The sequence below is a fragment of the Thalassotalea euphylliae genome (assembly GCF_003390375.1).
GTDB lineage: Bacteria > Pseudomonadota > Gammaproteobacteria > Enterobacterales > Alteromonadaceae > Thalassotalea_F > Thalassotalea_F euphylliae_A.
Map to the genome: position 1 here is coordinate 3,131,618 of NZ_QUOT01000001.1, position 26,158 is coordinate 3,157,775.

Sequence of the window (26,158 nt, forward strand, 5' to 3'; positions counted from 1 at the left end):
AAGCCGCTAACATGCCCAAGAAATCAGACAAGCCAGCAGCAAAACCTGCTGGCGCTGCTAAAAAATCATTGTCGTCAAAGTCTTCTCGCTCTTCTCAATCTAAGCCTGCAAATAACAGCACTAAACGTAAATCAATTGGCCGCTGGCTATTATCAACTGGCTTTAAGATAGGCTTATTTGTGCTGTGTTTTTTAGTCATTTATGTGGTTTATCTGGATGCTAAAGTGCGAGAAAAATTCGAAGGGCAGCGCTGGCAAGTTCCCGTGCAAGTATTTAGCCGTGCTGAATTGTTAAGTGCAGGAGAACCGTTATCGCTCACTTACCTTGCTAAATCATTAACACGCGCCGGCTATCAAAAGGTCTCGAAAGTGTGGCGATCAGGTCAGTTTGCCTTGTCGACTTCACGCATCATTATTTTTCAGCCAGAGTTTAGTTATCGCGGTCAAGAATTTTCTGCAGCGCGACTAACCATCGACATTGTCAATGGTAAGGTGATTAAAGTTTACCACGGTAACAGTTTAGCTAAGTCGGTGACATTAGCACCGCAGTTGGTTGCACGGATTATTCCATCCAGTAAAGAAGACCGAGTGTTAGTTGGCCTAGAGCAAGTGCCAGAAGCTTTGTTGGACACTCTGTTGTTGGTTGAAGACCGTGATTTTTATTTTCACAGCGGTGTCTCGCCACTCGGCATTTTGCGAGCGTTATACAGTAATATTGTCGCTGGGCGCACTGTGCAGGGCGGCAGTACCCTGACCCAACAGTTGGTTAAGAATATGTACTTAACCCGTGAAAAAACGATAGTTCGTAAGGTTAATGAAGCCTTAATGGCATTGTTACTCGAATATCGCTATAGCAAAGATCAACTACTTGAAGCCTATGTTAACGAAGTCTATTTAGGGCAGCACTTTGCCAATGGCGTGTATGGTTTTGGTTTGGCCTCGGAATTTTATTTTGGTCGCTCGCTTAACCAGCTAACCCCTGCGCAAATGGCATTGCTCATCGGGGTTATCAAAGGGCCTAGCTACTACGATCCGTGGCGCAAACCAGAAAATGCTATAAAGCGTCGTGATCTTGTGCTCAAGCTTATGGTTGAGCATCATTTGATTGATGTGCCGACATACGAGCAAGCGATGGCAACCAACCTTGGTATTCGCGGTAAACGACGCATGACACGCCAACACTTTTACAACTACATGCAGCTTGTTAAGCGCGAATTGCCCGATTTGCTCGGAAACCAGCAACAAAATGCTGGCATCAAAGTCTTTACCGGCTTCTCAATGAAAGCTCAGTTATTGTTAGAGCAAACAACTGCGCAGACGTTATCGGAGCTTGAACGTAAACATAAACAAAGTGCATTGCAAGCTGCTGCTATGGTAACCGAGTCGAGCACTGGTGAAATCATGGCGCTAGTGGGCGATAGAAATATTGATAACAACGGTTTTAACCGTGCGTTAGATGCCCATAGACCAATAGGCTCGTTAATTAAGCCAGCGGTTTACCTGCCCGCGCTAGAGCGATACCAGCAATTTAACTTTGCCAGTCCGATTGAAGATAAACCAATCACCCTTGGCTCTGAGCAAGGTAAAGAGTGGCGCCCTAAAAATTACGATGGAAAATTTAGAGGGCAAGTGCCACTGATTGATGGCTTGGTAGAATCACTGAATATTCCAACTGTTAATTTAGGCATGTCATTAGGCCTCGATAATGTGGTGCAATCCATGGCGATGCTGGGTTACGAAAAGCCGCTGACAGAGCGCCCCTCGATGTTGCTGGGTGCGGTTAATATGTCGCCCTATCAAATTAACCAGTTGTATTTACCCATTGCCAATCAAGGGTACTATGAGCGGACTCATGCCATTACTCATGTTATCGCACATAACGGCGAAACCTTGTGGCAGTATCGCCCTCGTCATGAGCAGCGAATTTCCTCGCAAAGCGCTTATTTAATGAATTATGCATTGCAGCAAGTGACCGAGCGCGGCACGGCAAAATCGCTTAGCTGGCGCTTAAAAGGTGCTGAGGTTGCGGGTAAAACGGGCACAACGAATGACCAAAGAGACAGTTGGTTTGTTGGTTATGATCAAGAGCAGCTAATCACCAGTTGGATAGGGCATGACGATAACAAGCCAATGCAACTGACTGGAAGTAGCGGCGCCTTAGTACTGTTTGCAAATTACCTCAAACAAGCAGGCGTTAACAATCTTAACTGGCCTATGCCTAATGATGTAAAAGACGTTGGTTTTGAATTAACTTCGGGCAACGCGGTTGAGGAAAATTGCCAGCAAATGGCGTATTACCCTGCGGTTACTATTGGACTTAGCTATTCTAACTGCATGGAAAAGATTGTTGATAAACGCTCTTGGCTGGAAAAATTATTTGGTCGTGACGAGGGGTAATCCCTTTCTTTAGACAACAAATTAGACAATAAAAAAAGCAGCGCCATGCGCTGCTTTTGAGTTTTATTTTGCAAGCTGCTAATTAAGCCGCTAATTTAGCAAAACAGCGCTCAGCTGCCGCAATCGTATTCTCGATATCTTCATCAGTATGGGCTGTTGATAAGAAGCTGGCTTCAAATGCTGAAGGCGCCAAGTAGAAACCTTCTTCCAACATAAGGTGGAAGAAGCGCTTAAATCTCTCACCGTCACACGCTGTCGCTTGCGCATAGCTAGTAATGGTTTCTTCCTCGGTAAAGAAGAAGCCAAACATTGCACCGACATAGTTAATGCTTAACGCAATACCGTGTTTTTCAGCAGCGGCCTTAAAGCCTTTCGCCACTTTTTCGGTATTTGCGGCGAGTTGCTGGTGCTTATCACCTTGGCATAATTCATTCAATGAAGCTAAGCCAGCAGCCATAGCAATTGGGTTACCTGAAAGTGTACCCGCTTGGTAAACAGGTCCTACTGGTGCAATGTAATCCATAATGGCTTGTTTGCCGCCAAAGGCACCTACTGGCATACCACCACCGATGACTTTACCTAACGTTGTTAAGTCAGGTTGTACTTGGTAGTGTGCTTGTGCGCCGCCTAGGGCAACGCGGAAACCTGTCATTACTTCATCAAAGATTAACACACTGCCGTGTTCGTCACAGACCTGGCGTAAACCTTCCAAGAAGCCAGCAACTGGAGGAATACAATTCATGTTGCCAGCCACAGGCTCAACAATAATACAGGCAATTTGATCGCCAAGCTCAGCAAATACCTGCTTAACTTCGTCAAGGTTATTGAAGCTAACCGTTAGTGTGTGCTGAGCGAAGTCTTCAGGAATACCCGGTGAGTTTGGTACGCCCATGGTTAAGGCGCCAGAACCCGCTTTAACTAACAATGAATCTGCGTGACCGTGGTAACAACCTTCAAATTTTAAGATTTTATCGCGCCCGGTGTAGCCTCGTGCTAGGCGAATGGCACTCATGGTCGCTTCGGTACCTGAACTCACCATACGCAGCGATTCCATTGATGGCACGACTTCACGTACTTTCTCAGCCATTTCAATTTCTAGCGCTGTTGGCGCGCCAAAGCTCAAACCGTTTTCAACCGCTTTTAGCACGGCGTTGCGGATCGCAGGGTGGTTATGACCTAGAATCATTGGCCCCCAAGAACCCACGTAATCTGTGTACTTTTTGCCGTCAGCATCAAAAATATAGGCACCGTCAGCACGTTCAATAAAACACGGTGTACCGCCAACGCCATTAAATGCACGTACTGGTGAGTTCACCCCGCCTGGGATAATGGATTTTGCTTGTTCAAAAAGTTCTGCAGATTTTTGCATGTGGTTTCCTGTCAATTATATTTCAATACGTGCGCGAGCGGATTAACCGTCATCTAATAAGCTTTATTGCTATGCCAAAGCACGGGTTTTTCGTATGCAGCCAATTTATCTTCAACACCTAAGGTTAGTGCGAATAGCGCCATTCGTACCAGCACACCATTTTGTGCTTGGCGGAAAATTGCTAAGTTGGCTAACTCATTTAAATCGGTGTCTAGCTCATTAGCTTCTGGACGTGAGTCGCGAGGTAATGGGTGCATAATCACAGTGTTTTCTTTGCAATATTGCTGATAAACCTGCCTGTTAAGGCTAAAGTGACCACGATATAAATCAGCTTCATCAGCACTGGCAAAGCGCTCTTGTTGAATGCGAGTTTGATAAATCACATCACAGGCGAGGTTGCCAGCGATTTTGTCAGTTACAATCACTTGGTGGCCAGCATTGGTTAGCGTTGAGATAACACTGTCTGGCATTTGTAGCGCCGCTGGCGAGACCATCGTTACTTTCACATTGTTGTATAAACTCAGCAATTTAGACAGTGAATGTACGGTGCGACCATGCTTAAGATCACCCATCAACACGATGTTTAAATTGTCTAAGCCTTTGCCAAATCGTGACATTTCAGACTGAATGGTAAACAAGTCCAATAAGGCTTGGGTCGGGTGTTCATTTGCACCGTCACCACCGTTTATCACCGGAACACTCGAGCCTTCGGCAAACTCTGCAACTGAGTGCATTTTCGGGTGGCGCATCGCGATAACATCGGAATAGCCGCTAATCACCTGTGCGGTATCGTATAAAGACTCACCTTTACTCAGCGACGAGTTTTCCTCACCTACGGTTTCGCGCACAAAACCGCCGAGCAAATTGAACGCCGTACCAAAGCTGACGCGTGTGCGAGTACTCGGTTCAAAAAATAGGTTGTTTAAGATGGCGCCATCAAGAACATGACAACGCTTTTGGCGTGCCGCATAGGGTGCCATTTGTGCGGAAACATCAAGAATTTTAGCAATAGCATCGCGGTCAAGTTGCGATACCGACAAGATGTGACTACCTTGGAATTTCATCATAACGCTTATCCAGCCATGATATGAGTGGTTGCGCTGAATGTGGTGTGCTAACCAGCCATTAGCGCCTCTATAATTATCGGCGCGAAATATAGCACAGTTAGCAAAACAATTGAATGTGTTTGCGAGCGGTTAACGCTAACTTAAATCGCTTGCAGGTATAAATGCCAATGTTGAAATTAGTAAGTATCGCTTACATAGGTTTGACGTAGGCAAGAATAATGACAGCAAATAAAATCAGTACAGGAACTTCATTAAAAATGCGGTAAAAGCGACCTGAGCGAGTGTTTCGATCTAGCTTAAAATCTTTCAGCAATTTAAAACAATAGGCGTGATAAGCGAATAATATAATCACTAAGGTCAGCTTGTAATGGAGCCACTTAGCTGCCACAAACCAGTCACGACCATATTGCATAATCAAGGCTAATCCCAGTGCTAAGGTAAGTATCGCAAACGGTGTAATAAAATAGAGTAGGCGTCGCTCCATACCTTTTAGCTGTTCAATCACATCGGGATTATTTGATTCTGCGTGATTTACAAATAAGCGAGGCAAATAGAAAATACCGGCAAACCAGGCAACCATAAAAATTACATGAAAAGCCTTAAGCCATAATATTGTGGTCATTATTAAATTTTTCCTTTCGTTAAATACGCACGAATCTGCTCGAAGGTTAATAAACCAATAATATTATCCGGTGATTTGTCATAAATGTACACGCCACCCAAACGCTGCTCATTCAGTTGTAAGTATGCTTCAGCAAGTGTTGCGCAGCTGGAAATTGGAATCAGCTTATGTTGTCTAAAGCGTCGCTCTTTGCCTGGCTCGTAAACCACTTCATTCCAGTAAAATTCGCCATTGCTTTGCATGATCAAGTATTCGCTTTTCATCGCTTTTTCTTGCATTTCTTGCTCAGTGTCTCTGGCATCGAGTAAGGCTAAATTAGTGCGCATTATGCCTAATACACCAATATTGTGGAGAGTGTTCTCCAATGGTGGTGTTCGATACGAGAGCTCTTGAACGTTAAGCTGCATAATAAATACGGAACGATTATTAAATAGCTGACCAGCGCATAGACAAGCGGTTGATATTACTAACATGGATGGCGCAATAATCTCTAGCTGGTTTGATAGTTCAACCACTGCCAACAAGGCCGCAAGCGGGGCATTAAGTGTTGCTGCCATAAAACCAGCCATGCCCATTAAGGCAAAATCGCTGGTCATTTTATCTTCAAAGGCTATACCCATCATGCCTGCGGCAACGGCACCGGCGATTGCGCCAATACTGAAGATCGGGCCAATTACGCCACCTGGAATCCCCATGCCAACGGCTACAATAGTTAAGCCACATTTAGCGACTAATAAGCCGAGCAATAGCGCCGTGCTGGCATCATCGCTCATGGTAAAGTGCATTGCGCCAAGATCTGTACCCATTGCATAGGGAATAATAAAGCCGACCGAGCCGGTAATTAGGCCGGCAATTAATAAGCGCGCAACCACGTGAAAATGCTTGGCGTTTTCAATGGCTGCAACGATGAAGCGATTAAAAATAGCAGCTAATGTACCTAGCATTAAGCCCAATAGAATAAGCCAAGGGTAGTGCTCAAAATCTAAGGCAACAGGGCTAAAAAATTCATAACCATGGGCGGGGCCAAAAATCGTGCTGGTCACCATAGAGCCAACAATTGCGGCCAGCATGATTGGGATAAACATGTGAATTTTATATTCGCGCAGAATTACTTCCATCACAAAAATTACTGCGGCAATCGGGGTGTTAAAACACGCCGCGATACCCGCAGCAACACCGGATGCTGCCAAGGTTCGAGTCGCATTTGACGGCAGGTTAAAGCGGCTGCCTAAATAAGCACTGCTGGCCGCACCTAAATGTACGGCAGGACCTTCTTTACCCACGGAAAAACCGCTGGCAAGGGCGATAATGCCGCCAAAAAACTGATTGATGGTATTGCGCAAAGGAATCACACCGTAGGCGACTTTCAAGCGGTGCAGTACAAACGGTATACCAGTTCGAATATATTGATAACCCGTTAACCACGCCGTCAATAAAATTGCTAAGGCGCCAATGATTGGCAAGAATAAACGATTTAACTCGGTTAAGCTGGTATAATGACCGATATCTGCGAGTAACCATTGTTGAATGCTATTAATCGCACCAATAAATAAGGCAATCAGTAAGGACGATATCGTGCCGCCAATGATGGCGAGTAAACACAATTGCCATGAGGTAATGGGCAGTGCTAAACGCTTGCGCATCGCAATGTCTAGATAGTTAACCGTGTTTTTAAAGCGCGTTATATTTAGCAAAGAAAAATCGTTTTTATGTTGTTTTTAATTTCAATAATACTTGATAAATGAATTGGTTAGCAAAAATAAATCTACCTGTTGTCGCAAAGCGCTTAGGTGCATTCAAGTCTGCACTTTTATTGTTTTCAACAATTGCCTTGTGTCTATTCGTTGGCTATAGAATTGGCAACTATTTTCACAGTTTCCAAACGCAAACAATCAGTCAACAAAAATTGCGCTTAGATGAACTTTATCATCAGCAAAATGAAAACCTCAAACATATTCATACATTAGAGCTTGAACTTGAAGTTGAGCGCATTGCCAATCAGCGTGCCCAGCAAACCATTAAAGCCATGGAAGTGGATCATTTCGCGGTTAAAAAGCAGTTGGCGTTTTATGAAAAAGTGATGGCACCAGAGAAGCAGGCAGATGGTCTCGTTATTGATCAAGTCGCGTTGGAGCCTACGGAAAGTGAAAACCACTATCGATTTAGTGTCGTACTTATCCAACAAACGCTGAAAAAGCGCTATGCCAAAGGGTATATTGAATTTTCGTTAAAGGGTAGCCAAGCAAATCGTCCAGCGACACTAAAGCTTGAACAAATTAGCCAACTTTCCAAAGAACAGCGTTCGTTTAGTTTGAAGTACTTTCAACGTATTGAAGGTGATTTAACCGTACCTGCTGACTTTATTCCTGAATCATTGGAAATTAAAGCCGTGTTACCGAAAGGAAAATGGCAAAAATACAGCGAGTTAAATGAAAGTTATCCTTGGTCGGCATTAGTTAAACCAACTTAGTCTAATCCTTTCAGGCGGCTAATACTTGATTAAAGTACTCAGGTTTAAGATAATCCGCCCCTGAAATATTGTGTGAGAATTATGTCCAATGTCTAATCCTGATTTACCGATCCAATTTACCGATGCTGCGGCAACAAAAGTACTGGCGCTAGTTACTGAGGAAGAGAATCCTGAACTTAAACTGCGCGTCTATGTAACTGGTGGTGGTTGCTCGGGATTCCAATATGGCTTTACCTTCGACGAAAAAGTTAACGAAGGTGATATGACCATTGAAAAACAGGGCGTTACTATGGTGGTAGATCCAATGAGCTTACAATATTTGGTTGGCGGCGAAGTGGATTACATTGAAGGCTTAGAAGGTAGCCGCTTTATTGTGAGCAACCCAAATGCAACAACAACTTGTGGTTGTGGTTCATCGTTCTCAATCTAAACACATCACAGAAATTCAGTTTTTAAACAAAAAGCCCGCTACCTAAAAATAGCGGGCTTTTTGTTGTCCCTAGTTTTTTCTTTTCTGGATTAGCCTTTTCTTTAGCTACTCTTTGTATAGCTACAGACCTTGTTAGTCCAATTGCTGTTAAATGATGACGTAACTGAATCTGTACAAAAATCAATTGTCGAAACATTTTGTAGCAACCGTATTTTGAATGCGATTTAATACTCGTTTAGACTATACGGTCTAGTGTATTTGTCGGGTAATATCGCTTTTCTTGTGCTTTCGCCGTAAGTTTTTGAATTGCCCATAGCTAACAGTTAATAAGAGAATTCTCATGTTAAATCGCCAATGGTTCGCTGAACGTCCCTATGTCATTGCTATTATCATTGCTTTGCTATTGGTACTTTGGATGGCGTCAGGTATCGGTCAGGATAATAAGCTTCAAACTAACACTGAGGGCAACAGTAGTTCAGCATCAGAGACACCTAAGAAAGCTCAACAAGCCCCTATCCCTAAAGTCAAAGTTGAAACACGCATGGCAGTACCGGTGTTTGACACGGTTGAACTGTACGGTCGTACTGAGCCTGATCGCACAGCAACTTTAAAAGCAGAAGTCGATGGTAAAATTGTAGAAGTATTAGCTAAACGTGGGGCGACGGTAAAACAAGGTGATGTGATTGCCCGTATCGCCATCAACGATTTACAGGCGCGATTAACAGAAGCCAAAGCGTTGCGCGCACAGCGTGAAATTGAGCACCAAGGTGCAACTAAACTTCACAAAGACGGTTACCAAGGCCGTGCGCAATTAGCGCGTGCCGTGGCTGAATTAGAAGCAGTGAAAGCGACCATTCAACGCTTGGAAATTGATATTGCTAATACCGTGATTCGCGCGCCATTTGATGGCGTAATGAACACCCGTTATGTCGAACAAGGTGACTATGTAAAAGACGGCGATCAAATTGCGATGATTGCGGATCTCAACCCCTTGATTGTTCGTGCTCATGCCACAGAAAATCAAATTACCCAATTACAAACAGGGCAAATTGCGCATATTGAGCTGCTAAGCCATCAACAAGCGGATGGCAAAATTCGTTACATTGCGAGTGTTGCCGACGATGCCACCAATACCTTTAAAATTGAAGTAGCGATTGAAAATGCTGACAACCAGCTACTTGCGGGTATGAGTGGTGAAGTGACCTTGCCACTAGCTGAAGTAGGTGCCATTAAAGTATCGCCTGCATTATTAGCGTTAGACGAGCAAGGCAACATCGGTATTAAAACCGTGGTTGATAACCAGGTGGTGTTTACCGGCATTAATATCGTGAAAAGTGAAAGCGATGGTATTTGGTTAACTGGGCTAGGTAAACAGGCTGATATTATCGTGCTTGGTCAAGGTTTTGTCCGTGCAGGCGATACCGTTGAAGCTGTCTTTGATACAGCACAAGCGCTTGCGCAGCAATCTAGCGACATGAACAAGGGCTAACCATTATGTTATCGATAATAGATGCCGCATTAACCCGCACCCGCTCGGTGCTGATGGTGTTTGTGCTGCTATTGATTTCGGGCGCCATTACCTACGCGAATATTGCTAAAGAATCGAACCCTGACGTTACCATTCCATTTATTTACGTATCTATGGTGCACGACGGCATTTCGCCTGAAGATGCTGAACGCATGCTTGTACGGCCAATGGAAAGCGAGCTTAAATCCATTGCTGGTGTTAAGGAAATGACCGCCAATGCCAGTGAAGGACACGCCTCAGTTACACTTGAATTTCTGGCCGGTCTTGACCCTAAAGAAGCGCTGGCAGATGTGCGCGACAAAGTCACCTTAGCGAAAGCGAAATTACCGTCTGACTCCGAAGAGCCGGAGGTACATGAAGTGACCATGGCAAATGAAGAGCCAGCGGTGACCGTGATTTTATCTGGTCCGGTGACGGAGCGCGGCTTAGTAACACTCGCACGAGATATGCGCGATCGCATTGAAAGCTTGCAAGAAGTACTGGAAGTGGAAATCGGTGGTGATCGTGATGACATGGTTGAAATTATTGTCGATCCGCTGCTAATGGAAAGCTACGGCTTAGATCAAAACGATATTTTTAACTTAGTTGAACGTAACAACCGTTTAGTGCCCGCCGGCACTATGGATACGGGTAAAGGGCGTTTTGCGGTTAAAGTTCCGTCAGTATTTGAAACCATTGACGACTTACTAGAACTACCAATTAAAGTGAATGACGATCGCGTTATCACTTTTGCCGATGTCTCTACTGTTCGCCGTGCTTATAAAGATCCGTCTTCTTTTGCCCGCTTAAACGGTGAGCGTTCGATTTCATTGGAAGTGAAAAAGCGCTCTGGCGAAAACATTATCGAAACCGTCAATAAAGTTAAAGTCTTAATTGAAGAGCAACGGGCTAAATGGCCAAATCAAGTGATGGTGGATTATGTTGGCGACCAGTCTGTCGATGTTAAAGACACCTTAAGCGACCTGCAAAACAACGTATTGTCGGCTGTTTTACTGGTGGTGATTGTGGTCATCGCGGCGCTCGGCACACGCAGTGCCATGCTGGTGGGTTTAGCGATTCCAGGCGCATTTTTAACGGGTATTTTAGTGATTGCGATTGCCGGTTTAACCGTCAATATCGTTGTGTTGTTCGGATTGATCATGGCGGTTGGTATGCTGGTTGACGGCGCTATCGTGGTTACTGAATTTGCCGATCGCCAAATGAGCGAAGGAGTCGAACGAGTAAAAGCCTACCAAATGGCGGCGCGCCGCATGGCATGGCCTATCATCGCTTCAACAGCAACCACGCTAGCTGCGTTTGCACCGTTAATGTTCTGGCCGGGCATTATGGGTGAATTTATGAAGTACTTACCATTCACCTTGATTGCGGTATTAACGGCATCGTTAGCCATGGCGCTGGTATTTGTGCCGACGATTGGCGCGGTATTTGGCAAATCGCGGGCGATTAGCGCTGAAGAAAAAGCGCAAATGATTGAAGCTGAAGCAGGTGACCTAACTAAGCTTAAAGGTTTTACTGGCAAATACGTTGGCGTGTTGTCAAAAGCTATTCGCAACCCAGTTAAAGTATTGCTCGGCACAATTGTGATCGCGATGCTTGTAATGTGGGGTTATGGTAAATCTGGCCTAGGGGCGATTTTCTTCCCAGAAGTAGAGCCGACCAGTGCGATGATGATGGTGCGTTCACATGGTGACTTATCTATCCATGAAAAAGACGAGATCATGCGTGAAATTGAAGCGCGTATCTTGCCGATTGACGATATTGAAACCTTATATACTCGCACCGGCGGTAATGATTTAGTCGGTACTTTCCGATTGAACTTTAAGAATTGGCAGCTGCGTCGCACTGCTGATGAAGTCATTAAAGATATTGAACAACGTACTGCTGATATGGCCGGTGTTGAAATCGAAGCTCGTAAAAACGAGCCGGGCCCATCGTCAGGTAAAGATTTAGTGGTCGAGCTAAGCTCTCGTTTCCCTGACAAGCTAGATGACAATGTCCGTATTGTTCGCAACGCCTTAGCCGCCAATGGTCAGTTTACTAACATTGAAGATACGGGCTCTAAACCGGGTATTGAATGGCAGTTGGATATTGACCGTGCACTCGCCGCGATTTATGGCGCAGATGCCGCGCTTTTAGGTTCAACTGTGCAAATGGTGACGAATGGTTTGAAGTTAGGGGAATATCGTCCTGATGATACTGACGACGAGTTAGATATTCGTGTTCGCTTTCCAGAAGACAAACGTAACTTAGGTCGTTTAGATACCATTCGTGTCAAAACCAATGAAGGCTTAGTGCCGGTCGGCAGCTTTGTTGACCGTACCGCAGCGCCAAAAGTGGATACCATTCGCCGCGTGGATGGCAAACGCGTGGTGACTGTACAAGCAAACTTAGTACCCGGCGCTCAGTTGATCCAAGTGCTACCTGAGCTTGAAGCCCAGCTGCCGACCTTAGGATTAGATCCCTTGGTGGATATAGCCATTAAAGGCCAAAATGAAGATCAGCAAGAATCGCAAGACTTCTTGGTTAATGCGTTTGGTGTTGCCTTGTTTGTCATGGCGATTATTTTGGTCACTCAGTTTAATAGCTTCTATCAAGCATTCTTGATCTTAAGTGCCGTTGTTTTCTCAACCGTTGGCGTGTTCTTGGCGCTGATGATAGTGCAAAAGCCGTTCGGTATTGTGATGGGCGGTATTGGCGTAATTTCACTGGCAGGCATTGTCGTGAATAACAATATCGTGCTGATCGATACTTATAATGTGCTGCGTCGCCAAGGTTTCCCAATTACCGACGCGATTTTACGCACCGGTGCACAGCGCTTACGCCCAGTTATGTTAACCACGATTACAACCATTTTGGGGTTAATGCCGATGGTATTGCAGGTGAACCTAGACTTCTTTAACCGCACTGCTGTGGTTGGCGCGCCGTCAACGCAATGGTGGGCGCAGTTAGCAACAGCAATTGCTGGCGGCTTAGCGTTCGCGACTGTTTTAACCTTAGTATTAACACCAACGCTACTGGCATTGCGCGATCGCCGCAAAGAAAAGAAATTAGCGAAAAAGCAAACTGCAACGCCTGCTAAAGTTGAGAAGATAAGTGATGCAGCCTAGTGCTTTAAGCTAGCCTATTTAGTTGTTTTAAATAGGTTCTTAGTATTAATTATAGGAACGGTTAAGCTCCTTCGGGTTTAACCGTTTTTTACACGCAGATTCAATACCCAGCTCTAATAAACAATTGTCTATATTCAGCTTTAAATATTCAGCCCTCAACTTGTCACTTTAACCGACACTTCTTATCGAATGGTTGCTTTAGCTGGTATCTCATCTTGCTAGATTGGTTTTAGCTTAAACCTCAGCTTTAACAATTTATTACAGTGAAGTAATTACTCTAATGATAGTATTTTCAACAATTGTTTGGAAAACATATTTGGCTAATTATCAATCATCGAGGGCATTGGAGATGAAACAGCTTATTAAAAATTCAGGATTGGCGTTAGGTTTAGCACTATCGGCGTCAGCTACCGCACAAGAACCTATTCAACCTATTGAACCAGCAACTAATATCAATCAAGCGCAAGCTGAATTGGGTAAAAAGCTTTACTTCGACCCGCGCTTGTCTAAGTCTGGTTTTATCTCATGTAACAGCTGTCATAACCTAAGCATGGGCGGTACTGATAACCTAACAACCTCGATTGGCCATAATTGGCAGCAAGGCCCGATCAACTCTCCGACAGTGCTTAATTCGAGCTTGAACTTTGTTCAGTTCTGGGATGGTCGTGCAAAAGACTTAAAAGCGCAAGCTGGTGGTCCAATTGCTAACCCGAAAGAAATGGCTTATAGCCACGATTTAGCGATTGAAATGCTAAGCTCAATTCCTGGTTATGTTGATGAGTTCAAAGCAACCTTTGGCGGTGAGCAGATGGATATTGAACAAGTCACGCAAGCAATTGCGGAATTTGAAAAAACTTTAGTGACACCAAATTCTCGTTTTGATTTATGGCTAAAAGGCGATAAAAACGCGATTACTGCACAAGAGCAAGCGGGCTACAAATTGTTTAAAGAAAGTGGCTGTTCTGCTTGTCACAATGGCCCTGCCGTTGGTGGTACTATGTTCCAGAAAATGGGCCTAGTGAAAAAGTATGAAACAGCAAACCCTGCTCAAGGCCGATTTGATGTAACGGGTAATGAAGCGGATCGCCATAGTTTCAAAGTACCAACACTACGTAATGTTGAATTAACTTACCCGTACTTCCACGATGGCCAAGCTAAAACTTTAGCTAAAGCAGTTGAAATTATGGGACGCGTACAACTTGGTCGCGAATTTAACCAACAAGAAGTTGCTGACTTGGTAGCTTTCTTAAAGACACTAACAGGTGAGCAACCTAAGTTCGCATTACCAATTTTACCAGCGTCAACAGAGCGTACGCCGCTACCTGAGCCGTTTGAAGTGTCAGCAGCTGACTAGTTAAGAGTGCTAAACCTAACGTATAGTTAGTGTGCTAGAAAGCGCGTTAGTTAAACCCAAAGGCAAGCTTTACGCTTGCCTTTTTTGTATCTGTGATATTCATAATTCTTGAAATGGATTATATCTCGCTTGTAATAGGGCATAATTTCGGGCATAGATAAGTATTGGACTTAATATATAAAACAAGGAGTTAAGTTGAATTATTTGTTTCCATCAAGATTGCGTAGGTTTGTAAATATTCAGATTAAGGGATTACTTATCCTAAGTTTATCAGCCGCGTGTGTGGTGTTTTCCAATGCTAGTGTTGCCAACAGCTATGAAGAAAAAGTTCAGAAATCACTAGCCGCTATCGGCCAGCCAATTGAAGCAATAGATCTAGCCTCGCTCGATGGTCAATCCCGCTCTTTTAGTGAGTTACAAGGCCGCGCATCGGTTATCTACTTCTTCGCGTCTTGGTGTGCCCCATGTTACAAGACCTTGCGTGATATTGAGCAAATTCGTCAACAAAAGCTTGATGTTAATTTGGTTGTTATTGCTCTCGATGATGATAAATCAGCTGTAAGCGCTATGCTCAAGAAAACAGGCTTTACCGGTGAAACTTGGCTGGCAAATGATGGTGCAAAGCCACTTAAAACACGCCTGTTTGCTAATGCTTATAAAGTGCTGCCCTATGTGATCAAATTAGACAGTAATTTAGTGCTTGTCGAACACAGTTACGACATCAAATCGCTAGCGCAGTGGCAAGAGGTGTTGGCTGCTGGCAAACCATTATCGCAAGCGACACTGGGGAATTAGCCTGATAGGGAAAGCGATATAAGCTGACTATCTGGCTTATATCGCTTTAGGTGTTTCGCCTTTATGTAGTCGATTCGCTACCGGAAAGTGCAATTAAGCAATTAACCGGCATAAAACTTAATGGATTTAGTGACATCCACCTCATCGCTGTTATTGGCGGTAATCCGAATATTTAGCGAAGTGACACCTTGTGGTAAGTGCTCAGGCGGCGCTGTTAAGGTAAAGGGCACAACCAACATTTCTAACGCTTGCGCGTTTAATGGCTCTGATAACGACAGTTCAATGTCTTCTTGTCCTTCAATACTCAAAGTAAAGCTTTCAGCATGCTGTAACTTGTTAGTGAGTTTAAGTTGATAGCTGTTTTCAATATGGCCATCGAAGGTAGTGCGATAAAGCACGTTTCTGTCACGTAATACCGATGCTTCAATCGGTGAACGCGTCGCGATAAAGAAACCCATCAATACAAACATGGCAAGGGTAAATGCGCCATAAGCTGCTATTTTCGGTCTAAAAGGCGATACGTATTTGCCCGCTAAGGCATTTTCACTGGTAAAGCGAATTAAGCCCTGTGAGTAATTGAATTGGCTCATGGTTTGATTACAGGCATCAACACAGGCACCACAGCTAATACATTCGTATTGCAGGCCATTGCGAATATCAATACCCGCAGGGCAAACATCCACACATAAGTTACAGTCAACACAATCACCTAAGCCCAGTGCTTTCGGATCTTCTTTACGCTTACGACGGCCACGATTTTCACCACGGACTTTATCATAGGCAATGAGTAGAGTGTTTTTATCAAACATAGCCGATTGAAAACGTGAATATGGGCACATATAAATGCACATTTTTTCGCGTAAAAAGCCTGCATTACCCCAAGTACATAGAGCAAATAAGCCAACCCAAAAGTAAACTAAGCCTGACCAACTCAGGGTGAAGAGTTCGCTGTATAAAGTTTTTACTGGAATAAAGTACGACATAAATGTCACGGCGGTAAAGAAAGAAAGCACTAACCAAATAAGGTGCTTTGCACCTTTCTTTTTGATCTTGTCAGCGTTCCATTCCTGCTTATCAAGGCGGATGCGCTGATTACGATTACCTTCAATTTTTTCTTCTACCCAAATAAATAAGAACATCCAAATGGTTTGGGGGCACATAAAGCCGCACCACACTCGGCCTAGCCAAGTAGTAAAGAAAAACAGCGCAAACGCGCCGACCATAAAGAGTGCTGCTAAAGCGGTAAGATCCTGTGGAAAAAAGGTAATGGAGAAAATACGAAATTGCTGGGCAGCCACATCGAGCAAGATGGCTTGTTGGCCTTGGTAGGGGATCCAAGGGATCAAGACAAAGATCAGCATTAGGATCATGCTGCTGTATTTACGCAGCTTGGCGTAGAATCCTTGCTGAAGACGAACATAGATACCTTCATCATGCTTGTATGGCTTGATGATCATATCTTCTTCTTTGATATCAAATTTCATGGTGTGCCCTCTAAACTACATTACAGGGCATATCGCAATTTAAGTGCCAACCTCTTAAAACTTTTAACGTATTGAATTTATTAACTATTAGTTTTTATTGAAAAGGCGTGGTCGACGATATATCGTGGTTTAAAATACTGATGGCACGATATATCGTGGATTAAAGTTAAGCTTCTGTATCAGATTTGTTGATTTGCGTTAGTAACGCAGTGATACGTGCTAGCTCGAAGCGCGTTTAATCCCTAACTTTTGCATTTTAGAACGGAGCGTACTGTCGGCTAAGCCCAAATGTTTAGCTGCACCTGACTCGCCACCTATACGCCATTGGCATTTCTCAAGTACTTGGCGAATATAGTTAGCCTGCACTTCATCAAGCGTTTGGTCAATTGTGTTATTAATGGCAGTTGATTGCTGAATACTAAACTGCGGAGCTGTTGTTGAACCATGAATATGCTCGTTAGGTAGCGCTAAATTTAGCTCTGAGCTGGTGGATAGGATCATTGCACGCTCAATGATGTTTTGCAGCTCCCTTACATTTCCCGGCCAGTGATAGCCAGTTAGGGCGTTGAGACTATCTTTACTAATGGCGGTAACTTGTTTAGCTAACTTGCGATTTAAGCGCTCGATAATTTGTTCACATAACAATGGAATATCGTCAACGCGCGCTCTGAGCGGCGGCATCTCCAGTGGAAAAACGTTGAGCCGATAGAACAAGTCCATACGAAACTCGCCATTGTCCACCATAGCTTTCAGATCGCGATTGGTGGCTGCGATCAATCGTATATCGACTTTAATGGTTTTGTTGCCACCCACTCGTTCAAATTCTTGCTCTTGGATAACGCGTAGTAGCTTACTTTGCGCCTCCAACGATAGTTCCCCCACCTCATCTAAAAATAGCGTGCCATGATTGGCTAATTCAAATTTACCTTTGCGTGTTTCATTAGCGCCGGTAAATGCACCTTTTTCGTGGCCAAATAGCTCAGACTCTAACAAACTAGGGGTAAACGCAGCGCAGTTGACTTTGATCATCGGCTTTTTCGCGCGATTGCTGTGGGCGTGCAGTTGTCTGGCGGCAAGCTCTTTACCTGTGCCGTTTTCACCTAAAATCAGCACAGTTGAGTTGGTATTAGCCACTAGTTTTATTTGTGAAACTAATCGCTGCATGATCAGGCTATTACCGGTCAATGAGCTAGCCGTCCATTGCTGTTTTAGCTCACTCTGCAGGTAATGATTTTCTGCTTGCAGCTGCTCAGTTAGTGACTGAATTTTTTTCAGGGCAATTTGTAGTGCCTGTTCATTGTTTTTTTGCTCGGTCACATCACGAAATACCGCAACTGCACCAATCACTTTATTATTATGAAAAACAGCTGTTGAAGTATATTCTACTGGAAAAGCACTTCCATCTTTACGCCAAAACACTTCATCACTAATTTGTCGGCTAATGCCATCTTGTGCGGTTGCATAGATATTACATTCGCAAGCAGGGTAGGGGCTACCATCAGCTCGAGTATGATGATGGTACTGGTGGATATTTTTACCTAACAGTTCGCTTGCGTCCCACCCCGTCATTCGCTCAGCTGCTGCGTTAATAAAAATCGCATTGCCTTGGGTGTCGAAACCATAAACCCCTTCACCGACGGCGTTAAGCAATAAATCGGAATTGGCGAGTAGTTGTTTTAAGTTGGCAGCGGTCATTTAGTTATTGATCCACAAAAAGTTAAGCCACAAAAAGCTAAGCCACAAAGTAAATAGGCCACGAAATGTCGTGGCCTATTCTAAAACAAATTAAAATGTATGTGTAGCGTGCTTTGTGAACGCTTATGCGCTGCGGTTAGCAGCAATATGCGCAAGGGCGATTAATGCACTTTTATAATCGTTATCAGGTAATACAGAAAGAGCAGTAATTGCTTTGTCGGCTTCTTCTTCTGCTTTTTGTTGGGTATAGGTTAATGCACCCGTTTCATCTAATGCTGCTAAGATCTCGTCAAGGTGTTCCATACCATTGCAGTGCTCAATAGCGTCACGAATCAATTGACGCTGCGCTTCGCTGCCCTCTGCCATTGCATAGAGAAGTGGTAATGTTGGTTTACCTTCTGATAGGTCGTCACCGACATTTTTGCCCATTTCTTTGGCATCAGCGGTGTAATCCATAATGTCATCCACTAGTTGAAATGCTGTACCTAAGTGCTTGCCGTAGTCTGCTAGTGCTTGTTCGATCATAGGATCAGATCCTGCGATCACCGCTGCTAGCTGAGTGGCTGCTTCAAACAAGCGAGCTGTTTTACAGTAAATCACCTGCATATAGCTTTCTTCTGTGGTGTCAGGATCATTACAATTCATTAATTGTAGTACTTCACCTTCTGCAACAACATTAGTCGTATCCGACAGAATTTCCATGATGCGCATATTTTTAAGCGTTACCATCATCTGGAATGAACGGGTATATAAGAAGTCGCCAACTAGCACGCTAGCACTATTACCAAAGAGGGCGTTTGCGGTTTCGCGACCTCGACGCATCGAAGACTCATCGACGACATCATCATGTAGTAATGTTGCGGTATGAATAAATTCAACGATCGCGGCGATCGCAATATGATCCTTTCCCTTATATTGGATCGCTTGCGCTGCCAAAACGCTCAATAATGGGCGCATACGCTTGCCACCGGCGTTGACGATATAGACACCTAATTGATTAATTAGTGCCACATCGGAATTTAGCTGGCTGTAGATAAGATCGTTCACTTCGGTCATGTCTTGACGGGCAAGTGACTGAATATCGGTTAAATTCATAGCAGGGAAAAGAGGAATTTTTTGGTGTTGATTAGCATTAAGTTTACACGAAAAATACTAGCAATGAATAGGGCTAAAGCGAGCTTCCTACGGGCTTGATAAATAATCAACAATAAAAGTGATTTTAGCCTTGCGATCATAGATTCCTTCGCGTAGAATTCGCGCCCTATATTTTTAAATTTAAGCACCTAGAATGTTCACAAAACAAGCAGGTGCGGTACGGAGTAGCTATGTACGCGGTATTCCAAAGCGGTGGTAAACAGCACCGTGTAACTGAAGGTCAAACAGTTCGCTTAGAAAAGCTTGAACTAGAAGTTGGCGCTACAGTTGAATTCGATAATGTTTTAATGATCGCTAACGGCGAAGACATCAAAGTTGGTGCGCCTTTAGTTGAAGGTGGCAAGGTTACAGCTGAAGTTGTTTCTCAAGGTCGTGGCGATAAAGTTAAAATCGTTAAGTTCAAACGTCGTAAGCATTCACGCAAGCAGATGGGTCATCGCCAATGGTTCACTGAAGTGAAAATTACTGGTATTAACGGCTAATTTTAGGAGCATTTCAAGATGGCACATAAGAAGGCAGCAGGTAGTACCAAGAACGGTCGCGATTCAGAAAGTAAACGCCTAGGTGTTAAGCGTTTCGGTGGTGAGTCAGTTTTAGCTGGTAACATCATCGTTCGTCAACGTGGTACTAAGTTCCACGCTGGTAACAACATGGGTATTGGTAAAGACCACACATTATTCGCTTTAACTGACGGTAAAGTTCAGTTTGAAGTTAAAGGTCCTAAAAACCGTAAGTTCGTTAGCATCGTTGCTGAATAATTTACAGTTTAACCTATCGGAAAGCCCTGCTACTAAGTAGCGGGGCTTTTTTTTGTCTATATCCATGCCTCTCGAAGTGGCATGGGAGTATACAAGTAAATACAATTGTCCGATTGGGCAACAAGCTAAAATCGCTTATAATTAGCGTTACGCTGGATAAAGTAAGCGTTCAGCTGTCATTTTAAGGCAGTGGAAATGATTAGTTCGGAGCATTTGACACTTAAATGAAATTCGTTGATGAAGTTGAGATCCGCGTAGAAGCGGGTGATGGCGGTAATGGCTGTGTAAGCTTTCGCCGAGAAAAATATATCGAATTTGGTGGCCCAGACGGTGGTGATGGCGGCGACGGCGGTGACGTTTACCTAGTTGCTGACGAAAACCTTAACACGCTAATTGACTACCGCTTTGAACGTTTCCACAAAGCTGAGCGCGGTCAAAACGGCATGTCTCGTAACTGTACTGGTAAAGGCGGTAAAGATTTGTTCCTAAAAGTGCCTGTCGGTACGCGCGTTGTTGATGTTGATACGGGCGAGCAAGTAGGTGATTTAACCAAGCACGAGCAGCAGTTAATGGTGGCTAAAGGCGGTTGGCATGGTTTAGGTAATAACCGCTTTAAAAGCAGTACGAACCGCGCACCGCGCCAAAAAACTGATGGTACACCGGGCGAGATCCGCAATCTTCAGCTTGAGTTATTACTACTTGCCGATGTTGGTTTGCTGGGGTTACCTAATGCCGGTAAATCAACATTAATTCGCAGTGTGTCGGCTGCAAAACCAAAAGTGGCTGATTACCCATTTACTACCTTAGTACCTAACTTAGGTGTGGTGCGTTTAAATTCACAGCGTAGCTTTGTGATTGCTGATATTCCAGGCCTTATTGAAGGCGCTGCCGATGGTGCTGGCTTAGGGACAACATTCTTACGCCACCTTGAGCGTTGTCGCGTATTGCTGCATGTGATTGATGTTATGCCGATTGATGGCAGCGATCCTGTAGAAAATGCAAAAACCATTATTGGTGAGCTAGAGCAACATTCGGAAAAACTGGCCGATAAGCCTCGTTGGCTAGTGCTTAACAAGTTAGACTTGTTGCTTGATGAAGAAGCCGAAGCACTTAAGCAAGAAATCATCGAAGGACTTGACTGGGAAGGTGAAGTACACACCATTTCAGCATTCAATAAAATGGGCACAGAGCAATTGTGTGCTGATTTGATGAACTTTATTGATGCGTTACCTGCAGAAGAAGAAGCTGAAGACGATGATCAAAAAGTCGAGTTTAAGTGGGATACTTACCATCAAGACGCCATGTCAGATATCGACGAAGACGATGATGATTGGGATGACGATGACGACGATTACTGGGATGAAAACGTCGTATACACCAAAGAATAAGTGTATTGCTAAGTCATTAATTTCATATTAAAAAGAGCGGGTTTATCCGCTCTTTTGTTTGTTGGCGATATGAATTTAGGGTTTATCAAAAAGAGTAAGCGGCCCCTAAAATTGCAATTGATTGGCTATCGTCTGCTACGAGTGGGCTATCAGCAATTTCACTACCTAAGAAGTTTACGCCTAAGCTACCAAGCACCAGCCAATTGTCTGTCACTCTATAAGCGCCAATGGCTGCGAGCGAGACATTTAAGGCTAAGTCTCCTTCATAACCATTAACTCCGTAGTAGTAGTTCACTGTGTCTTTACTGAGTACTTCAATCTTACTTGATGTCGAAAGGGAAAATTTAGGGGAGAAAACCATTGTATAAGAAGCTCTAAGAATCAACTCAATGCCAGGATCCTCACCATAGAAATTTTCGTCGGCACTTGCTGTAAGTAGCGAAACTTCAGTACTAAAACCATTATTGCTATATTCGACGTTGACCCCTGCTAAAATTGCGTCATCGGTTTCATTAAACTGAGGTCCTGAAAGATCTAGGGAGTCACTCAAACTAGCTACTAAGTCTTCGCGCTCCCAGCCGCGACGAAAGCCGACTTCAAGACCCGCATTTAGGTGGCTATTTTGCGGTTGCCAAAACCAGCAGCCACCGCGATTAAAGCGAAAGTAGAATTTATCTTGATACGTTAAATTGATGATAGGTAAGACTTCTGTTTCGTTTTCGCTGCCACCAATGTATTCGGGTACCGACATTGCGCCTAACCCTAACATTCCTTTTATGCCAGAGCCTTTTGCTGTATCAATGTCAGGCACTTCGCCCAAATTGGCATAGCTTGTTGTACTGGCTAGCGATAAGACGATGATCAAACTAAGATCTCGCAGAGTTACTTTCATGCTTGTTCCCTTATAGTTGTTAATGCCTTTTATTACTTAACTCGCCATGTATGACTCAAGTAAATATATAGTCGTAAATAACTGAATACACAAAAGCCTAATGGCACTTGCGCTAAAGCTTTTGAATGACGCAGGTTAATGATTTTTCGAGCGTAGCCTTTATCTAGCTTCTGTTTTAGAATCTGGCCTTTAGATTTTGTAAGTGAATGAATAATGACCGTACTTTCGATGATAGTGGCTCATGCTGACAATAGAGTTATCGGCAAAGATAATGACATGCCGTGGCACTTACCTGCTGATCTTGCCTACTTTAAGCAAACCACGCTTGGTAAACCTGTGATCATGGGACGTAAAACCTTTGAGTCGATAGGCCGACCATTACCGGGGCGTCAAAATATAGTGATTACACGCAATGCTTCCTATGTTGCTGACGGTGTTGAAGTCGTTGATTCGATCGAAGCTGCATTAGCGTTAACGCAGGGCGTTGAAGAAGTCATGGTGATAGGCGGTGGCGCAATTTACCAGCACTGTTTGCCTGCGGCTGATAAACTCTATATTACCCATATTGAAGCAAGTATTGAGGGCGATACCCAATTTCCTGAATACGATGTAGAAAAGGATTGGCTGTTAACCTCGAATACCGTGCGAGCGGCGGATGAGAAAAATGCTTATGCACTTAATTTTTGTGTTTATGAGCGCAAGTGAGCAAATCGTTATATAGCTCTGTAGGAAAGAAAAAGCAGTAGGCGTTATCGCTACTGCTTTTTATAGGTGATTTAATTGTATAGCCTAAAACTAGATTAGCTTTCCAGTAGTTCTAGCTTTTTCGCTGAGATCAATACACCATTAAGGTCGGCATACACCCAATCGCCAGGCTTTACGGTTACACCAGCAAAGCGAATATCAATATCTTGATCCCCTAAACCGCGTTTATCAGTTTTAATAGGAATGGTGCCTAAGGCTTTGACGCCAATCGCCATTTGGTTGATAGTAGCAGCGTCACGAAGACAACCATTAATGACAACCCCCGCCCAGCCGTTAGCAATTGCCTCTTCCGCAAGCATATCGCCAATTAAGGCTCTGCGCATCGAGGCACCACCGTCAACAACTATGACTTTACCTTGACCAGGTGTGCCAACGAGTTTTTTTACCACTGAATTGTCTTCAAAACACTTTACAGTGACTGCTTGTCCACAAAATACCTGATGTTGACCATAGCTATTAAATTGAGTTTCAAAAACATTTACGTCATTAGGAAAGTGATCACAAAGATCAGGAAGAAGATCGAAATCGCGTGTTGGGATCGTTTGCATGTGCTAGCCATTGTCCATAAAAAATGAGTCGAATAGCCACGATAACTTAGCTGATAAGGGAAAGTAAATTATTCTAATTAATAATGACCATGTAACACCTATTCCTGCAGTAAGATGCTCATCTCACAGCTATTTCAGCGGTCAAATTACAAGAAAAATTTATGCGGGTTCGTATAACCTTCTGGTGTGAAGTCTGGGCATAAAAAAAGCCGCTAGTGCGGCTTTTTCGTTATTTAACTGTGGCTCAAATAGGCTCAAATTACAGTTTAAATTCTTGTACAGATTGTTGTAATTCTTCTGATAAACGAGCCACTTCGCTACTTGAACTTGCGGTTTGCTGAGAGCCTGCCGTGGTTTGCTCAGCAATGGCAACAATCGACTCTAAGTTCTCACTGATTTCATGCGCGACAACGCTTTGCTCTTCGGCTGCTGTGGCAATTTGCGAGCTGCGATCAAAGGCTTCGTGAACAGCATGGGTAATCGTTTCTAACGCCTTATCTGCGTTTTCACTTTGCTCAACACAGTTAGCGGCTTGTGACTTACCCGTTTCCATCACAGATACTGCTTTTTCCGCACCTGTCTGCAGCACTTCAATCATGTTTTGGATCTCTTGCGTCGACTCTTGAGTACGGCTTGCTAGCGTGCGAACTTCATCGGCTACTACGGCAAAACCGCGGCCTTGTTCACCAGCACGAGCTGCCTCAATAGCTGCGTTTAGCGCAAGTAAGTTAGTTTGCTCGGCAATACCGCGAATTACATCTAAGATACCGCCAATCGAAGCACTGTCTTGCTGTAATTTGTTGATTACCTGTGAAGCCGATTCGACCTCTTCTGCTAACAATTGAATGGTTTCACGGTTTTTACCTGAAATCACCTTGATACGCTCAGCTTCATCGTCAGCTTGCTTAATTTCACCAAGTGCGTCATTAGCACTTGATAACACGCTTTGTGACGTACTGCTCATTTCTGTAGTTGCAGATGCTGCTTGCTCTACTTGATTGCGCTGCTCTTCAATCGCCGTTGTGCTTTGAGCAGTTACCGCTGACGTTTGCTCGGCAGCAGCAGCTAATTGCGTTGAACGGCTAACAATGCCTTCAATTAGGTTACGTAGACTGTCAATTAACGCATTACAGTTACGTGATAATTGCGCAAATTCATCACTGCCGCTGTCGTCAAGCTTATGAGAAAGATCGCCTGAAGCAACAATGTTAAGCATGTCATTAACACGACCTAATGGGCGCGTAATGCTGATTAGTGTAATGCGGGTAATTGCAATCGCAGCAATGATTGAAATAATCATGATTACGATGGTTTGCGTGTTACCTGAATTGACCGCATCACTTACCATTTGGTTAGTGGTGTTAGTAGTCTCATTCGCCAGTTTAATTTGCTTAGCCAGAATTTCATTAGCGTTAGCAACTTCGAGTTTACCAGCGTCTAACGCTGCTGTTGCTTGGGCAATCGCAGTAAGCTCAGAGGATTTATTATTGATAATGCTGCCGTTGGCACCAATCAGCTCGCTAATTTGTTCAAAGGCACTGGCTAAGTCATCAGCTTCAGAGGTTGCGCCTGCATTGGCAAGCTCTGATTTAACGTCATTAATGCTACGTTCTAATTCGCCGAACGCGTTGTTAATTTCTCGGCCAATTAAGCCAACGGTTTGCGCGTTGTAGGCATCGCGGTATTCAAATGCAGAACTAACAATACCGTTTAGTGAGGTTTCAATAATCTCACCCATATCGACAGCACGCTGTAATTTTGAATCTGCTAGGTCGTGGTCGGCTAAATCAAGTAGTAAAGTTGCCGCATCATCAGCAGTTTCTTCAAGAATATCAACATTGTCTGATAAATCACTACCTTGCTCGATAGCCTGCTGACGGTTGTCAAAAACCAGTTTAACGTCTTTGTCGAATGCCGCGTAAACAGCATCAACTTTGTCTAAGTTGTTCTTGAGCTCTGCTTCATCTTTAACAACTAACTTAAGTGCTTTTAATTGATTGCTAAATTTTGCATTAGCGGCTTCGTAAGTTTGTCTATTCTCGTTCAGCGGCCCAAGCTCATCCTTGTGATAACCTTGCAAGGTCATATTACCCATTTGGGTTAGCTCAACCATTAATTGGTTGCTGCCAGCTAGGGTTGGAATCGCCAATTCACTCACTCTATTTGTTGAGTCGTGAATGGTGTTGAGGTTTAACAATGAAGAAACACTGGTAACTACGAGCATTACCGCAAGAATACTAAAACCACCAATAATCTTTATTGCGACGGTTAAATTCATAAACACTACCTTCTGGATTCGGGGCAAAGCACTATCTGATACTTTGGCCAATAATTT

Annotated in this window: 21 protein-coding genes; 11 read left to right on the forward strand and 10 right to left on the reverse strand. The window is 43.9% G+C overall.

What is annotated here, in order from left to right:
- Positions 1-11: 11 nt before the first annotated feature.
- A complete protein-coding gene (mrcB, locus tag DXX94_RS13835) occupies positions 12-2,396 on the forward strand; it encodes a penicillin-binding protein 1B (protein ID WP_116016756.1) in 2,385 nt (794 codons plus the stop codon).
- A gap of 82 nt (positions 2,397-2,478) precedes the next feature.
- On the opposite strand, the gene hemL is transcribed toward mrcB, so the two are convergent.
- The 4 genes from hemL to DXX94_RS13855 form a co-directional block, all read right to left on the reverse strand.
- Positions 2,479-3,765 carry a glutamate-1-semialdehyde 2,1-aminomutase gene (gene hemL / locus DXX94_RS13840; protein ID WP_116016758.1) on the reverse strand — a complete coding sequence of 429 codons (1,287 nt, stop codon included), beginning with the start codon at positions 3,763-3,765 and terminating at the stop codon, positions 2,479-2,481.
- A 53-nt stretch (positions 3,766-3,818) separates the two neighbouring features.
- A complete protein-coding gene (locus DXX94_RS13845; RefSeq protein ID WP_220348108.1) occupies positions 3,819-4,832 on the reverse strand; it encodes an aspartate carbamoyltransferase in 1,014 nt (337 codons plus the stop codon).
- Between the two features lie 190 nt (positions 4,833-5,022).
- The gene (locus tag DXX94_RS13850) at positions 5,023-5,454 is read right to left on the reverse strand and encodes a CopD family protein (RefSeq protein WP_116016760.1); all 432 of its coding nucleotides are present in this window, start codon (positions 5,452-5,454) and stop codon (positions 5,023-5,025) included.
- Positions 5,455-5,456: 2 nt separating this feature from the next.
- Positions 5,457-7,148, reverse strand: coding sequence for a chloride channel protein (locus tag DXX94_RS13855; protein ID WP_258872174.1), 1,692 nt, complete (start codon positions 7,146-7,148; stop codon positions 5,457-5,459).
- A 47-nt stretch (positions 7,149-7,195) separates the two neighbouring features.
- On the opposite strand from DXX94_RS13855, the gene DXX94_RS13860 reads away from it, so the two are divergent.
- The 6 genes from DXX94_RS13860 to DXX94_RS13885 all read left to right on the forward strand — a co-directional run bounded on the left by DXX94_RS13860 (position 7,196) and on the right by DXX94_RS13885 (position 15,138).
- On the forward strand, positions 7,196-7,924 hold the full coding sequence (locus DXX94_RS13860) for a DUF6776 family protein (protein ID WP_116016762.1): 729 nt from the start codon (positions 7,196-7,198) through the stop codon (positions 7,922-7,924).
- Positions 7,925-8,012: 88 nt separating this feature from the next.
- The gene (gene erpA, locus DXX94_RS13865; protein ID WP_116016764.1) at positions 8,013-8,354 is read left to right on the forward strand and encodes an iron-sulfur cluster insertion protein ErpA; all 342 of its coding nucleotides are present in this window, start codon (positions 8,013-8,015) and stop codon (positions 8,352-8,354) included.
- Between the two features lie 340 nt (positions 8,355-8,694).
- Positions 8,695-9,843 carry an efflux RND transporter periplasmic adaptor subunit gene (locus DXX94_RS13870; RefSeq protein ID WP_116016766.1) on the forward strand — a complete coding sequence of 383 codons (1,149 nt, stop codon included), beginning with the start codon at positions 8,695-8,697 and terminating at the stop codon, positions 9,841-9,843.
- A 5-nt stretch (positions 9,844-9,848) separates the two neighbouring features.
- A complete protein-coding gene (locus DXX94_RS13875; protein ID WP_116016768.1) occupies positions 9,849-12,989 on the forward strand; it encodes an efflux RND transporter permease subunit in 3,141 nt (1,046 codons plus the stop codon).
- A gap of 349 nt (positions 12,990-13,338) precedes the next feature.
- Positions 13,339-14,343: a cytochrome-c peroxidase gene (locus DXX94_RS13880; RefSeq protein WP_116016770.1), complete on the forward strand. Its 1,005-nt coding sequence runs from the start codon at positions 13,339-13,341 to the stop codon at positions 14,341-14,343.
- A gap of 282 nt (positions 14,344-14,625) precedes the next feature.
- Positions 14,626-15,138 (forward strand): TlpA family protein disulfide reductase, encoded by a 513-nt coding sequence (locus DXX94_RS13885; protein ID WP_181901563.1) that lies wholly within the window; start codon positions 14,626-14,628, stop codon positions 15,136-15,138.
- A 101-nt stretch (positions 15,139-15,239) separates the two neighbouring features.
- Here DXX94_RS13885 and ccoG read toward each other — a convergent pair whose 3' ends face one another.
- From ccoG to ispB, 3 genes are all read right to left on the reverse strand, one after another.
- The gene (gene ccoG, locus DXX94_RS13890) at positions 15,240-16,622 is read right to left on the reverse strand and encodes a cytochrome c oxidase accessory protein CcoG (RefSeq protein ID WP_116016774.1); all 1,383 of its coding nucleotides are present in this window, start codon (positions 16,620-16,622) and stop codon (positions 15,240-15,242) included.
- 219 nt (positions 16,623-16,841) lie between these two features.
- Positions 16,842-18,317, reverse strand: coding sequence for a sigma-54 interaction domain-containing protein (locus DXX94_RS13895; protein WP_116016776.1), 1,476 nt, complete (start codon positions 18,315-18,317; stop codon positions 16,842-16,844).
- A 123-nt stretch (positions 18,318-18,440) separates the two neighbouring features.
- Positions 18,441-19,412, reverse strand: a complete 972-nt coding sequence (ispB, locus tag DXX94_RS13900; protein WP_116016778.1) for an octaprenyl diphosphate synthase — start codon at positions 19,410-19,412, stop codon at positions 18,441-18,443.
- Between the two features lie 230 nt (positions 19,413-19,642).
- On the opposite strand from ispB, the gene rplU reads away from it, so the two are divergent.
- The 3 genes from rplU to cgtA all read left to right on the forward strand — a co-directional run bounded on the left by rplU (position 19,643) and on the right by cgtA (position 21,618).
- Positions 19,643-19,954 carry a 50S ribosomal protein L21 gene (gene rplU / locus DXX94_RS13905; RefSeq protein WP_116001707.1) on the forward strand — a complete coding sequence of 104 codons (312 nt, stop codon included), beginning with the start codon at positions 19,643-19,645 and terminating at the stop codon, positions 19,952-19,954.
- 18 nt (positions 19,955-19,972) lie between these two features.
- The gene (rpmA, locus tag DXX94_RS13910; protein ID WP_116001706.1) at positions 19,973-20,230 is read left to right on the forward strand and encodes a 50S ribosomal protein L27; all 258 of its coding nucleotides are present in this window, start codon (positions 19,973-19,975) and stop codon (positions 20,228-20,230) included.
- Between the two features lie 224 nt (positions 20,231-20,454).
- Positions 20,455-21,618 carry an Obg family GTPase CgtA gene (cgtA, locus tag DXX94_RS13915; RefSeq protein ID WP_116016780.1) on the forward strand — a complete coding sequence of 388 codons (1,164 nt, stop codon included), beginning with the start codon at positions 20,455-20,457 and terminating at the stop codon, positions 21,616-21,618.
- Between the two features lie 85 nt (positions 21,619-21,703).
- Here cgtA and DXX94_RS13920 read toward each other — a convergent pair whose 3' ends face one another.
- Positions 21,704-22,510, reverse strand: coding sequence for a MipA/OmpV family protein (locus DXX94_RS13920; RefSeq protein ID WP_116016782.1), 807 nt, complete (start codon positions 22,508-22,510; stop codon positions 21,704-21,706).
- 213 nt (positions 22,511-22,723) lie between these two features.
- Here DXX94_RS13920 and folA point away from each other — a divergent pair, with 213 nt between their 5' ends.
- A complete protein-coding gene (gene folA / locus DXX94_RS13925) occupies positions 22,724-23,215 on the forward strand; it encodes a type 3 dihydrofolate reductase (protein ID WP_116016784.1) in 492 nt (163 codons plus the stop codon).
- 95 nt (positions 23,216-23,310) lie between these two features.
- On the opposite strand, the gene DXX94_RS13930 is transcribed toward folA, so the two are convergent.
- On the reverse strand, positions 23,311-23,823 hold the full coding sequence (locus tag DXX94_RS13930; protein WP_116016786.1) for a putative 4-hydroxy-4-methyl-2-oxoglutarate aldolase: 513 nt from the start codon (positions 23,821-23,823) through the stop codon (positions 23,311-23,313).
- 259 nt (positions 23,824-24,082) lie between these two features.
- A complete protein-coding gene (locus tag DXX94_RS13935) occupies positions 24,083-26,101 on the reverse strand; it encodes a methyl-accepting chemotaxis protein (protein ID WP_116016788.1) in 2,019 nt (672 codons plus the stop codon).
- Between the last annotated feature and the right edge of the window lie 57 nt (positions 26,102-26,158).